Origin of the sequence: Cellulomonas fimi ATCC 484 (genome assembly GCF_000212695.1) — a bacterium.
Lineage (GTDB): Bacteria > Actinomycetota > Actinomycetes > Actinomycetales > Cellulomonadaceae > Cellulomonas > Cellulomonas fimi.
Genome location: NC_015514.1, coordinates 2,114,505 through 2,126,810, shown reverse-complemented (window position 1 = coordinate 2,126,810; position 12,306 = coordinate 2,114,505). Strand labels below are relative to the sequence as shown.

The window sequence follows — 12,306 nt, the reverse complement described above, 5'->3', positions numbered from 1 at the left end:
GCACGACGGGTGCCCCGGACACCCGCCCTGCGGACGGCCCGGACCTGCGGCATGATCCGTGCGACACGACCGAAGGAGGGCCCGTGCCGTCGCACGACGAGCCGCACGACGACGACCGGAACGAGACGTTCACGGAGCGGATGGACCGGAACTGGAACGAGCTCCTGCAGGAGCTGCGCGTCACGCAGACGGGCACGCAGATCCTCACGGGCTTCCTGTTCACGATCCCGTTCCAGCAGAGGTTCGCGGACCTCGACGCGTACCAGAAGGACCTCTACCTGGTGCTCGTGGTCCTCGCGGTCCTGGCGACGGCGCTCATCGTCGCGCCCGTGAGCCTGCACCGGGTGCTGTTCCGCCGTCGGCTCAAGCCGCAGCTCGTCGCCGCCGCCGACGTGTTCGCGCGTGCGGGGCTCGTGGTGCTCGCGCTCGTGCTCTCCGGCGGCGCGATGCTGCTGTTCGACGTCGTCAGCACCCGGGAGATCGGCTGGCTCGTCGGCGGCGTCTCGCTCGCGGTGCTGGCGGCGGCGTGGTGGCTCGTCCCGCGGCTGATCGCGCGGTCGAGCAGGAGCTGACCGCGGGCCGTGCCGGTCAGGAGGGCGTCGACGTCCCCGCGCGGCACGGCGCGCACGTGCCGACGAGCTCGATCGTGTGGTCGACGTCGGCGAAGCCGTGCGCCGTCGCGACCTGCGCGGCCCACGCCTCGGCCTGCGCGGCGTCGAGCTCGACGGTACGGCCGCACGACCGGCAGACGAGGTGGTGGTGGTGGCTGCGCTGCGCGCAGCGCCGGTAGACGGACTCCCCGTCCGGGGTCCGCAGCACGTCGACCTCACCGGTCTCCGACAGGCTCTGCACCGCGCGGTAGACGGTCGCCAGCCCGACCCCCGAGCCGCGGGCGCGCAGGAGCTCGTGCAGCTGCTGCGCGCTGCGGAACTCGTCGAGGCCGTCGAGGAGCTCGAGGATCTCGGCGCGCTGCCGCGTCTGCCGTACCACCACCATGGGTTCGCGCTCCTTCATGAGACTCGTTCGCATCATAGTCGACCCGGGGCCGACGGTCGGGCCGGCACCCTCGCCGCACGCGACAGGGCCGGGCCCGACACGGTGGTCGGGGCCCGGCCCTGTCGCTCGGGGGTCAGCCCTGGACGGCGCGCTTCAGGACGCTGCCCGCGGTCAGCTTGACGCGGTAGCCGGCCGGGATCTCGAGCTTCTCGCCCGTCTGCGGGTTGATGCCCGTGCGCGCCGAGCGCTCGGCACGCGAGACGGCGAGGAAGCCGGGGATCGTCACGGACTCGCCGGCGGCGAGCTGCTCCACGAGGACCTCCTGGAAGGCCTTGAGGACCTTGTCCGCCTCGGCGTTGGCCGTGCCCGCCTTGGCGGCGACTGCCTGGACGAGCTCGGTGCGGTTGACGCTCACGAGATGTGTGCTCCTTGTTGACTCGGGGAATGCGGACCCGGGTGAGGGCCGAGGCCCGTCGGGCGCGCGGCAGGTCCGCGTGACCGAGGGCTCCGCAGACCCTAACGCCTCCGTACGCCTCGTCCGCGCACGGCACGCCTGTGATCAGGGCCTCGTCCGCTCTCGCAGCCTCTCGACGGGCCACGTGGTCAGGACGCGGTCGGGGTCGATCCCGTGCTGCGCGGCCCGCTCGCAGCCCGCCGCGAGCCAGTCGAGCTGGCCCGGTGCGTGCGCGTCCGTGTCGATGGTGAAGTCGCACCCCGCGTCCACGGCGACCTCCAGCAGGTCGTGCGGCGGGTCGAGGCGGTCCGGGCGGCAGTTGATCTCCACGGCGACCCCGTTCTGCGCGCACTCCGCGAAGACGCGGTGCGCGTCGAACTCGCTCTGCGGGCGCGGGCGGCCCGTGAGCCGGCGCCCCGTGCAGTGGCCGAGCACGTCGGTCCGGGGGTTGCGCACCGCTGCGACCATGCGCTCGGTCATCGCGCGGCGGTCCATGCGCAGCTTCGAGTGCACCGACGCCACCACGACGTCGAGCTCGTCCAGCAGGTCCGGGTCCTGGTCGAGGCCGCCGTCGTCGAGGATGTCGACCTCGATCCCGCTCAGCACGACGAACGGCCCGACCGCCCGGTTGAGCGCAGCGACCTGCCCGAGCTGCGCGCGCAGCCGGGCCGCCGACAGGCCGTTGGCGACCGTGAGCCGCGGCGAGTGGTCCGTGATCGCGAGGTACTCGTGGCCCAGCTCGAGCGCCGCGAGGACCATCTCCTGGATCGGCGTCGCGCCGTCGCTGGCCTCGCTGTGCGCGTGCAGGTCGCCCCGCAGCCTCCGCCGGAGCGCAGCGGCCGCGTCAGCGACGGGCGCGGCCTGCGTCGCCGCGTGCTCGGCCTCCAGCCGGTCGAGGTACTCGACGGGCCTGCCGCGGACCACGAGGGCGATCACCTCGGCGGTCCGCGCCCCCACGGCGGGCAGGTCCGTCAGACCGCCGGACGTCGCGAGCGCGACGACCCGGTCCGCGTCCTCCCGCTCGACCGACCGGGCCGCCGCACGGAACGCCTCGCTGCGGTACGCGCTCGCCTGCGCGCGCTCGAGCAGGAACGCGATCCGGCGCAGCGCCGCGACGGCCGCGTCGCGCCGCTCGGCCGCGGTGCCCGCGCCCGCCCCGTCCCGGTTCGCCGCGCCACGCCGCGCGGTGCTCACGACGCCTTGCGGCGGGTCCGGCGCGTCGTCGAGCCGGAGCCCTCGTCCTTGGGCTTGTCCTTCGAGGCCGCCGCCGGCTGCTTCGTGGCCTTCGCCGGCGCCGACGTCGTCGCGCGCTTGGCCGGGGCCTTCTCCGTCGACGCCGTCGACCGCTTCGCCGGGGCGCGTCGCCGGCTGCCGCCGCCGTCGTCGTCCGCGTCCGCGTCGTCGGTGCCCGTGCGGCGGGCCTTCGCGGGCTTCTCCTCGGCGGCGGGCTCGGTGCGCCCGCCGCGCGCCTTCTCGACGCTGCGCTGCAGCGCCGCGAGCAGGTCGACGACCTCGCCGCCGCCGGACTCGCCCTCCTCCCCCGCCGGGGCGGGGACGGCGCGGGTGTCGCCGGTCTGGATCTTCGTCTCGATGAGCGTCTCGAGCGCCGCCGAGTAGCGGTCCTCGTACTGCGACGGGTCGAAGTCGGCGGCGAGGGAGTCGACGAGCGAGGACGCCATCGCGAGCTCCTGCGGCCGGACCGAGACGTCCGCGTCCAGGATCGGGAAGTCGGCGGCACGCACCTCGTCGGGCCACAGCAGGATCTGCATGCAGATGACCTTGTCCCGCACCCGCAGGACCGCCATCGACTCGCGCTGCCGCAGCGCGACCTTGACGACCGCCATCCGGTCCGCCTGCTCGAGCGCGCCGCGCAGGAGCGCGTACGGCTTCGCGGCCGTCTTCTCGGGCTCGAGGTAGTACGTCTTGCCGAGCAGGATCGGGTCCACCTGCTCGGCGGGCACGAACTCCATGACCTCGATCTCGCGCTCCGTGCTCAGCGGCAGGCGGGAGAAGTCCTCGTCGGTGAGCACCACGAGCTCGCCGTCGTCGGTCTCGTACCCCTTGGCGATCTCGCTGTACTCGACCTGCTCGCCGTCGATGCTGCACACCTTGCGGTAGCGGATGCGGCCGCCGTCGGCCTTGTGCACCTGGTGCAGCGTGACCTCGTGCTCGCCGGTCGCCGCGTACAGCCGCACCGGCACGTTGACGAGCCCGAAGGCGACCGCGCCCTTCCAGATCGCTCGCACCGTCCGTCACCTCCGTCGTGGGGGCACCGCTGGTCGGGGCACGCCCCGGCGAGCCCGCGACGACCGCGGCCCACCTGGGCAGGATGGACCCGTGCAGGCCCGGCCCGCCACCCGGGCGCCCTGGTCGGGCGCACCGGGCGGCGGGCGGCACCCGAACCCGAGCCGTGGGAGCGTCGCCCGTGACACCCGAGCGCCAGACCGTCGACGTCGCCGGACGCCACGTGCGCGTCACGCACCTCGAGAAGGTCATGTACCCGTCCACGGGGACGACCAAGGCCGAGGTGATGGACTACCTCGTGCGCGTGGCCCCCGCCCTGCTCCCCCAGCTCCACGAACGTCCCGTGACGCGGATCCGCTGGCCCGACGGCGTCGCCGGGGAGAAGTTCTTCGAGAAGAACGTCCCGCGCGGCGCCCCCGAGTGGCTGCGCCGGCAGACGCTGCCCGCAGCCCCGAACAACGACGACGACGAGGGGACCGAGCTCGTCCTGCCGTTCGTCGACGACCTCGCGGGGCTCGTGTGGTGCGCCAACCAGGGGGCGCTCGAGCTGCACACCCCGCAGTGGACCGTCGGCCCGCGCGGCGGCGTGCGCCCGCCCGACCGGCTCGTGATCGACCTGGACCCGGGGGCGCCCGCGGGGCTCGACGAGTGCGCGCGGGTCGCGCACCTCGTCGCCGACCGCCTGCGCGACGACGGTCTCGGTGAGACCGTGCCGGTGACCTCCGGCAGCAAGGGCATGCAGCTCTACGCCCGCCTGCCGGGGAAGCGGTCCGCGCCCGAGGTGCGCCAGTACGCGCGCGACCTCGCGTTCGCGCTCGCGAAGCAGCACCCGTCGCTCGTCGTCGCGGTCATGCGCAAGGAGCTGCGCGGCGGGAAGGTGCTGCTCGACTGGTCGCAGAACCACCCCGCCAAGACGACCATCACCCCGTACTCGCTGCGCGGACGCGAGCTGCCGCGCGTCGCCGCTCCGCGCTGGTGGGACGAGATCGGGCCGGGGCTCGACCAGCTCGGTCCCGACGAGGTGGTCGACCGCCTGGCACGTGACGGCGACCCGTTCGCGTGACCGGCCGCTCCGCTGGCGAGGTCGCGACCGGTTTGGCAGCGTGGACGCGCCGGACGACCCACGTCCCGGCCACGAGCCCCGAAGGAGGACCGTCCTCATGGCACGTCCGCTGCCGAAGTACACCGTCCCGTCGCTCACCCCGCAGGACGGCGCGAAGGTCGCCGAGGTCCTCCAGCAGCGCCTCAACGCCCTCAACGACCTCGCGCTGACCCTCAAGCACATCCACTGGAACGTCGTCGGCCCCCACTTCATCGCGGTGCACGAGATGCTCGACCCGCAGGTCGACGCCGTGCGGCTCATGGTCGACGCGATCGCGGAGCGCATCGCCACGCTCGGAGTGGCCCCCGTCGGGACCCCTGGCGCGCTCGTCAAGGCGCGCACGTGGGACGACTACTCGATCGGCCGGGACACCGCGATCGCGCACCTCGGCGCGCTCGACGAGGTCTACGTCGGCGTCATCACCGACCACCGGCAGGCCGCGAAGGACGTCGAGGAGCTCGACGACGTCACCAACGACCTGCTCATCGGTCACCTGCACGACCTCGAGCTGTTCCACTGGTTCGTGCGCGCGCACCTGGAGTCCGCGGGCGGCTCCCTGAGCACCGCGTCCGCGGACGGCGAGAAGGCCGCGGCCGACGCCGCCCGCTCGAAGGACAAGGCGTCCGCGTGAGCGCAGGCACGGAGCACCGGGCCCGGCGCGCGGTGCTCCGTGCCGCACGCTGGGGCACCCGCCGCGCGGGCTCCGGGTCGGCCCAGCCGCCCAGCCCGACGCGGCGTCTGCACGTCGCCGCCCGGCTCGAGGACGGGTTCGACCGGGCGCTCGCGGCCGTCCTGGAGCGCCGGGGCTGGACGGTGCGGGTCGAGACGTTCGCGGGGTACGGCGCGCCCGGCTGGGTGCGGGTGCTCGCGCGCACGCTCCTCGCGCCGCCGTCGACCCGTTCGTCGGACCTGCCGGGTGCCGGCGGCGAGGCGCAGGTCGACGCGCGGCCCGCGCCCTCCGTCCGCGGCTGGCGCTCGTTCGCGACCGCGCAGGTCGCCGGTGCGCGGGTGACGGTGCGGGTCGGCAGCCTCGAGCACGAGGTCGCGACCGACCGCGGCGGCTACCTCGACGTCGTCCTGGACTCCGACCTGCCGCCCGGCTGGCACCACGTGGAGATCACGACGCAGGACGGCGCGACGTCGCGCGCGCCCGTGCTCGTCGTGGACCCCGAGGCCCGGGTCGGGCTCGTGAGCGACATCGACGACACCGTCATGGTGACGCGGCTGCCGCGTCCCCTGGTCGCCGCGTGGAACGTCCTCGTGCGGCACGAGAGCGCGCGTGAGCCGGTCCCGGGCATGGCGGACCTGTACGCGGAGCTGCGCCGCCGCAACCCCGGGATGCCCGTCGTCTACCTGTCGACCGGTGCGTGGAACGCAGCGCCCGCGATCGCGCGCTTCCTGCACCGCTACGGGTACCCCGCCGGTCCCCTGCTGCTCACCGACTGGGGCCCGACGAACACCGGCTGGTTCCGGTCGGGGCGTGCGCACAAGGTCGGCCAGCTGCGCCGGCTGTTCCACGAGCTGCCGGACGTCCGGTGGGTGCTCGTGGGAGACGACGGCCAGCGCGACCCCGAGATCTACGCGGGTGCGGCGACGCACCACCCGGACCACGTGCGCGCGATCCTGCTGCGGCAGCTGACCTTCAGCGAGCACGTGCTCGCGCACGGGCTGCCGGCGCCGACGCCCGAGGCGCGCACGGCGGAGCGCGCGGCGGTGCGCGAAGGGATGCCGGTCGTGCAGGGTGCGGACGGCTACGTGCTGCGACGGGCCGTCGGGCCCGACGGCCTGCGAAGCACCTGACGCCGGCCGGCGTCCGGCACCGCGCAGGCGGCGGCGTGCGCACGCGCGGTGACCGCAACCGCGCGTGCCGCGGGTCAGAGGCGCTGGGGGTCGTCCCAGTCCTCGCTGCTCGCGATGGCCTCGTCGTCGGGCTCGAGCTCGACCGCGAGCAGCGACCGCGGCGCGCGGCTGGGGTCGCCGCCCGAGCGGGCGTCCGCCGCGGCGAGCTCCGCCTCCGGGGGCACCGCCTCCGCGAGGTGCTCGGCGGCGGGGTCGGAGGTCAGGTCACGGTCGGCGCTCATGACGTCGGTTCTACCGGCCCGTCGAGGTGGACGCACGTCCGGCCCGCTGCGTGGGCGCGGCGGGCCGGTCCGCGGGACGCGACCGCGCTCGCCTGCGCGGACGTCGACGGCTAAACGATTCGCCCCCTCTCGATCCTTCGAAGCGCTTCGATACCGTGCCGCCACCCAACGACGGGCCTCCCGTGCGGGACCGGCGCCGTGGGTTCAGGACCGTCCGGACGACCCCGCCCGGGCGCCGGACGTCGTCACGAAGGAGCGCAGCGCATGCGTGCCCCTGCCCTCACCCCCACGGCCCGCCCCCGGCTGCGGTCCCGACGCCTCGCGGGAGCCGTGCTCGTCGCCGCGCTCGCGGCCGGCGCCGGTACCGCGGTCGCGGTCGGCGCACCCGCCACGGCCGCGGCCGGCCCCTACACCTGGGGCAACGTCGAGATCGTCGGAGGCGGCTTCGTCCCCGGCATCGTCTACAACCAGTCCGAGAAGGGTCTCGTCTACGCCCGGACCGACATCGGCGGCGCCTACCGCCTCGACCAGGCCACCCGCCGCTGGGTCCCGCTCCTCGACCACGTCGGGTGGGACGAGTGGAGCCACAGCGGCGTGCTGAGCATCGCGACCGACCCCGTCGACCCCGACAACGTCTACGCCGCCGTCGGCACCTACACGAACTCGTGGGACCCGCAGAACGGCGCGATCCTGCGCTCGAGCGACCGCGGCGAGACGTGGAGCAGGACGATGCTGCCGTTCAAGGTCGGCGGCAACATGCCGGGGCGCGGCATGGGCGAGCGGCTGCAGGTCGACCCCAACGACAACCGCGTGCTGTACCTCGGCACCGAGAGCGGCAACGGCCTGTGGCGCAGCACCGACTCGGGCGTCACGTGGGCCAGGGTGAGCTCGTTCACCAACCCCGGCAACTACGCGCAGGACCCGACCTCGACCAACGAGTACCTCACGAGCAACCAGGGCGTCGTCTGGGTCACGTTCGACCCGTCGAGCGGCACGAAGGGCTCGCCCACGAGGACGATCTACGTCGGCGTGGCCGACAAGGAGAACACCGTCTACCGCTCCACGGACGCGGGGGCGACGTGGCAGCGGGTACCCGGCCAGCCGACCGGCTACATCGCGCACAAGGGCGTCTACGACGCCACGGGCAGGCAGCTCTACATCGCGACCAGCGACACCGGCGGCCCCTACGACGGCGGGCACGGCGACGTGTGGCGGCTCGACGTGGCCACGGGCTCGTGGACGAACGTCTCGCCCGTGCCGTCGTCGAGCAGCGACCAGTACTTCGGCTACTCGGGCCTGACGATCGACCGGCAGGACCCGGACACGCTCATGGTGGTCACGCAGATCTCCTGGTGGCCGGACATCGTCGTGTTCCGCAGCACCGACCGCGGCGCGACGTGGACCCGCATCTGGGACTGGGCGGGTTACCCGAACCGCGACCTGCGCTACGACCTCGACCACTCGGGCGCCCCGTGGCTCACGTTCGGCAAGACCTCCGCACCGGCCGGTGAGCCGCTCGTCAAGCTCGGCTGGATGACGGAGTCGTTCGAGATCGACCCGTTCGACTCCGACTCGTTCCTCTACGGCACCGGCGCGACCGTCTACGGCGGCTCGAACCTGACCGCGTGGGACTCCGGCGGCACGGTGAAGATCGGCGTCCGGGCGCAGGGCATCGAGGAGACCGCGGTGCTCGACCTCGCCGCTCCCCCGGGACCCGTGCAGCTCGTCTCCGGGCTCGGCGACGTCGGCGGGTTCGTGCACACCGACATCACGAAGGTCCCCGCGCAGATGTACACGCAGCCATACCACGGCTCCGTCACCGGCGTGGACTTCGCGGAGGCCAAGCCGGCGACCATGGTCCGCGTCGGGCAGGCGGTCGACGGGACCGTCGAGTCGCACATCGGCGTGACGACCTCCTCGGGCTCGTCGTGGTGGGCAGGGCAGCAGCCCGCCGGCGTCACGGGCGGCGGGACGGTCGCGTTGTCGGCCGACGGCGGCACGATCGTCTGGAGCCCGGCAGGCACGGGCGTGCACCGCTCGACGACGCTCGGCTCGTCCTGGACGGCGTCGAGCGGCGTGCCGGCCGGAGCGCGGGTCGAGGCGGACCGCGTGGACGCGGCGACGTTCTACGCGTTCGGCGACGGCAGGTTCTACCGCTCGACCGACGGCGGTGCGACCTTCACCGCCTCGGCGGCGACGGGCTTCCCGACGACCGGCAACACCCGGTTCGCTGCGGTGCCCGGGCACGCGGGACACGTCTGGCTCGCGGGCGAGACGGGCCTGTGGCGCTCGACCGACGCCGGCGCGACGTTCACGAAGCTCGCCGGGTTCGAGGACGGCGGCGCGGTGGGCTTCGGCAAGGCGGCACCCGGCGCGTCCTACCCCGCGATCTACACGACGTCGAAGCTCGACGGCGTACGCGGGTTCTTCCGGTCGACGGACGCCGGCGCGACGTGGGTGCGGATCAACGACGACGAGCACCAGTACGCCTGGACGGGCGCCGCGATCACGGGCGACCCGGACGTGTTCGGTCGCGTCTACGTCGGCACGAACGGTCGGGGGATCGTCGTCGGTTCGAGCGCGGGCGACGAGCCGACCCCGACCTCGACGGCGACGCCGACGGTGACGCCGACCGTCACCCCGACGCCGACCGTCACGCCGACCGTCACCCCGACGCCGACGGTGACCCCGACCGTCCAGCCGACGGGGTGCGCCGTGCGGTACGCGACGAACGACTGGAACACGGGCTTCACCGCGTCGGTCACGGTGAGGAACACGGGCGGCGCGGCCATGAACGGCTGGACGCTGGCGTTCACGTTCCCGTCGTCGCAGCAGGTGACCAACGGCTGGTCGGGCACGTTCGCGCAGTCGGGCCAGTCGGTCGTCGTGACCAACGCGCCGTGGAACGGCACCGTCGCGGCCGGTGGGAGCGTCGAGCTCGGGTTCAACGGCACGCACGCCGGGAGCAACCCGCGCCCGGCCACGTTCACGCTGAACGGCACCGCATGCACGGTGTCATGACGCGCTGAGCCGTCCCCCCGCGGGACGCTCGGGGGTGGTCGGGGTGCCGCTGAGGCGCTCGGCCACCCCCGTCGCGCGTGCCCTGCCGACGGGAGCGAGGCCGCCACCCGAGGGATTCATGGGACGTGTCGAAGGTCACATGTTGCTCGTGATGAAGATTCTCGACGTCGACATACGATCGGTGATCGTGGCGCAGCGCGAAGAGACAGTCGACGTCGTCCTCGTCGGGGGCGGGATCATGAGCGCCACCCTGGCGGCACTCATCACGAGCCTCGAGCCGTCCTGGACGGTCGAGATCCACGAGCGGCGCGACGCCGTCGCGCAGGAGAGCTCGAACGCGTGGAACAACGCGGGCACGGGCCACGCCGCCCTCTGCGAGCTCAACTACACGCCGCAGCGGCCCGACGGCACCGTCGACATCACCAAGGCCGTCACGATCAACGAGCAGTTCGAGCTCTCGCGCGAGCTGTGGAACCACCTCGCGACGAACGGCCGGCTGCCCGGCGGGACCGGCTTCCTGTCGACCACCCCGCACATGACGTTCGTGCGCGGCGAGGCCAACGTCGAGTACCTGCGCCGCCGGTGGGAGACGCTGCGCGCGCACCCCCTCTTCTCCGACCTCGAGTTCAGCACCGACCCCGCGACGATCGCCGGGTGGGCGCCGCTCCTCGTCGAGGACCGCGACCCCGCCGAGCCGGTCGCCGCGACGCGTGCCGCCTCCGGCACCGACGTGGACTTCGGCGCCCTCACGCGCTCGATGCTCGACGACGCCCAGCGCAACGGCGCGCGACTGCACGTCGAGAGCGAGGTCACGCGCCTGCGCCAGGGCCGCGACGGCGCCTGGACGCTGCGCATCAAGGACCGCCGCTGGAACGGCGTCCGCAAGGCCCGGCGCGTGCGCGCCCGGTTCGTGTTCATCGGCGCCGGCGGCGGCGCGCTGCCCCTGCTGCAGAAGTCGGGCATCCCCGAGGCCAAGGGCTTCGCGGGCTTCCCGATCAGCGGGCAGTTCCTGCGCACGACCAACCCGGAGATCGTCGCCCGGCACCAGGCCAAGGTGTACGGCAAGGCCGACATCGGTGCCCCGCCCATGTCCGTCCCGCACCTCGACACGCGCGTCGTCGACGGCGGCACCGCCCTGCTGTTCGGCCCCTACGCGGGCTGGAGCATGAAGTTCCTCAAGCACGGCTCGTGGCTCGACCTCGTGAAGTCGATCCGGCCGGGCAACCTCGTCCCGATGCTCGCCGTCGGCCTGCGCAACCTCGACCTGCTCAAGTACCTCATCGGCGAGGTCACCGCGACCGAGGTCGACCGCCTGCGCACGCTGCGCGCGTTCATGCCCACGGCCCACCCCAAGGACTGGGAGCTCATCACCGCGGGCCAGCGCGTGCAGGTCATCAAGCGGGACAAGGCCAAGGGCGGCGTGCTCGAGTTCGGCACCGAGCTCGTCACGTCCGCCGACGGCAGCATCGCCGGCCTGCTCGGCGCCTCCCCCGGTGCGTCGACCGCGGTCGCGACGATGCTCGACCTGCTCGAGCGCTGCTTCCCGGAGCGCGTCGACGGCTGGCGTCCGCAGCTGCGTGAGATGATGCCGTCGCTCGGCGGCGCCCAGTGGGACGAGTCGTTCGAGCTCGACCAGCTCGTCGACGAGCGGGTCGCCACCGACCACTGAGGAACGCCATGACCGTCCACGACGCTCCCCCGGTCGTGCCGGTGAGCGCGGAGATGCGGTACGCCAAGGTGCGTGCCGCGACCGACCACACCACCGTCGGCCTCGTCACCACGACGGGCGACGGGCGCGTGACCATCGCGTGCGCGTGCGGCATGGAGCTCACGAACGGCCCGACCTGGACGCTCGACGAGCACATCCGGCTGCACCGGGCCGAGGCACGGTTCCTCGCCCTCGCCGCGGTCGCGCCGCCCGGGATCCCGCGCCTCGTGACGTGGGACGTCGCGCCGCAGGACGCCGCGCGCTGAGGTCGCCGCGCCGCCGGAGCACCCGGACGGCCGACGCCGTGACGCGGGCCGGCACCTGCGCGGGTCAGCGGGCCGCGGCGTGGACCTCGTCCTCGGCGTCGTCCTCGTCGTGCGTGTGCGGCAGCCCCAGCTCGTGCGCGCGCTCGTGCTCCTCCCGGGCCCGCACGCGTTCCGCGATCCGCGCCTGCACCTCGGGGCGACGCAGCGGCGGCACGGTCGTCGGCGCCTGACGCCGGGCGGGCAGCTCGTCGAGCAGGCGCGTCGTCACGGCGGCGATCTCCGCGACCGCCGCCTCGAACGCCTCGCGCGTCGCGTCGCTCAGCTGCTGCACGCCCGTCACCTTGCGCACGTACTGGCGCGCGGCCGCCTCGATCTCCTCGCTCGTCGCGGGCGGCTCGAGCCCGCGCAGGGTCGTGATGTTCCGGCACATGCCG

At 73.9% G+C, this 12,306-nt stretch carries 13 protein-coding genes; 7 read left to right on the top strand and 6 right to left on the bottom strand.

The genetic code is table 11. The features are described 5' to 3' along the window. Window positions 1–83 precede the first annotated feature (83 nt). Complete coding sequence (locus tag CELF_RS09720) at window positions 84–572, top strand: DUF6328 family protein (RefSeq protein ID WP_013771078.1); 489 nt, start codon at window positions 84–86, stop codon at window positions 570–572. Between the two features lie 16 nt (window positions 573–588). Here the strand turns inward: CELF_RS09720 and CELF_RS09715 are convergent, their stop codons facing one another. The 4 genes from CELF_RS09715 to ku all read right to left on the bottom strand — a co-directional run bounded on the left by CELF_RS09715 (window position 589) and on the right by ku (window position 3,696). Next, window positions 589–1,014, bottom strand: a complete 426-nt coding sequence (locus CELF_RS09715) for a Fur family transcriptional regulator (RefSeq protein WP_232014217.1) — start codon at window positions 1,012–1,014, stop codon at window positions 589–591. A 115-nt stretch (window positions 1,015–1,129) separates the two neighbouring features. After that, the gene (locus CELF_RS09710; protein WP_013771076.1) at window positions 1,130–1,411 is read right to left on the bottom strand and encodes an HU family DNA-binding protein; all 282 of its coding nucleotides are present in this window, start codon (window positions 1,409–1,411) and stop codon (window positions 1,130–1,132) included. 144 nt (window positions 1,412–1,555) lie between these two features. Next, a complete protein-coding gene (locus tag CELF_RS20935) occupies window positions 1,556–2,644 on the bottom strand; it encodes a PHP domain-containing protein (protein ID WP_013771075.1) in 1,089 nt (362 codons plus the stop codon). Continuing rightward, on the bottom strand, window positions 2,641–3,696 hold the full coding sequence (gene ku, locus CELF_RS20930) for a non-homologous end joining protein Ku (RefSeq protein WP_013771074.1): 1,056 nt from the start codon (window positions 3,694–3,696) through the stop codon (window positions 2,641–2,643). Before ku ends, CELF_RS20935 begins: the two co-directional genes overlap by 4 nt. A gap of 179 nt (window positions 3,697–3,875) precedes the next feature. On the opposite strand from ku, the gene ligD reads away from it, so the two are divergent. From ligD to CELF_RS09685, 3 genes are all read left to right on the top strand, one after another. Beyond that, on the top strand, window positions 3,876–4,757 hold the full coding sequence (ligD, locus tag CELF_RS09695; RefSeq protein WP_013771073.1) for a non-homologous end-joining DNA ligase: 882 nt from the start codon (window positions 3,876–3,878) through the stop codon (window positions 4,755–4,757). Window positions 4,758–4,854: 97 nt separating this feature from the next. Continuing rightward, complete coding sequence (locus tag CELF_RS09690) at window positions 4,855–5,427, top strand: Dps family protein (RefSeq protein WP_013771072.1); 573 nt, start codon at window positions 4,855–4,857, stop codon at window positions 5,425–5,427. Continuing rightward, on the top strand, window positions 5,424–6,596 hold the full coding sequence (locus CELF_RS09685; RefSeq protein ID WP_013771071.1) for an App1 family protein phosphatidate phosphatase: 1,173 nt from the start codon (window positions 5,424–5,426) through the stop codon (window positions 6,594–6,596). Before CELF_RS09690 ends, CELF_RS09685 begins: the two co-directional genes overlap by 4 nt. A 74-nt stretch (window positions 6,597–6,670) precedes the next feature. Here the strand turns inward: CELF_RS09685 and CELF_RS09680 are convergent, their stop codons facing one another. Beyond that, on the bottom strand, window positions 6,671–6,877 hold the full coding sequence (locus CELF_RS09680; protein ID WP_013771070.1) for a hypothetical protein: 207 nt from the start codon (window positions 6,875–6,877) through the stop codon (window positions 6,671–6,673). 264 nt (window positions 6,878–7,141) lie between these two features. Here CELF_RS09680 and CELF_RS09675 point away from each other — a divergent pair, with 264 nt between their 5' ends. The 3 genes from CELF_RS09675 (at window position 7,142) to CELF_RS09665 (ending at window position 11,872) form a co-directional block, all read left to right on the top strand. Beyond that, complete coding sequence (locus tag CELF_RS09675; RefSeq protein ID WP_013771069.1) at window positions 7,142–9,898, top strand: cellulose binding domain-containing protein; 2,757 nt, start codon at window positions 7,142–7,144, stop codon at window positions 9,896–9,898. Between the two features lie 151 nt (window positions 9,899–10,049). After that, window positions 10,050–11,567, top strand: a complete 1,518-nt coding sequence (mqo, locus tag CELF_RS09670; protein ID WP_049791558.1) for a malate dehydrogenase (quinone) — start codon at window positions 10,050–10,052, stop codon at window positions 11,565–11,567. Window positions 11,568–11,575: 8 nt separating this feature from the next. Beyond that, window positions 11,576–11,872 carry a hypothetical protein gene (locus CELF_RS09665; protein ID WP_013771067.1) on the top strand — a complete coding sequence of 99 codons (297 nt, stop codon included), beginning with the start codon at window positions 11,576–11,578 and terminating at the stop codon, window positions 11,870–11,872. 64 nt (window positions 11,873–11,936) lie between these two features. Here the strand turns inward: CELF_RS09665 and CELF_RS09660 are convergent, their stop codons facing one another. Continuing rightward, complete coding sequence (locus CELF_RS09660; RefSeq protein WP_013771066.1) at window positions 11,937–12,302, bottom strand: DUF2277 domain-containing protein; 366 nt, start codon at window positions 12,300–12,302, stop codon at window positions 11,937–11,939. Between the last annotated feature and the right edge of the window lie 4 nt (window positions 12,303–12,306).

Coding starts and splice junctions, on each gene's coding strand:
- CELF_RS09715 (WP_232014217.1), bottom strand. CDS start 1,014: ATGAAGGAGCGCGAACCCATGGTGGTGGTACGGCAGACGCGGCAGCGC.
- CELF_RS09690 (WP_013771072.1), top strand. CDS start 4,855: ATGGCACGTCCGCTGCCGAAGTACACCGTCCCGTCGCTCACCCCGCAG.
- CELF_RS09680 (WP_013771070.1), bottom strand. CDS start 6,877: ATGAGCGCCGACCGTGACCTGACCTCCGACCCCGCCGCCGAGCACCTC.
- CELF_RS09675 (WP_013771069.1), top strand. CDS start 7,142: ATGCGTGCCCCTGCCCTCACCCCCACGGCCCGCCCCCGGCTGCGGTCC.
- mqo (WP_049791558.1), top strand. CDS start 10,050: ATGAAGATTCTCGACGTCGACATACGATCGGTGATCGTGGCGCAGCGC.
- CELF_RS09665 (WP_013771067.1), top strand. CDS start 11,576: ATGACCGTCCACGACGCTCCCCCGGTCGTGCCGGTGAGCGCGGAGATG.
- CELF_RS09660 (WP_013771066.1), bottom strand. CDS start 12,302: ATGTGCCGGAACATCACGACCCTGCGCGGGCTCGAGCCGCCCGCGACG.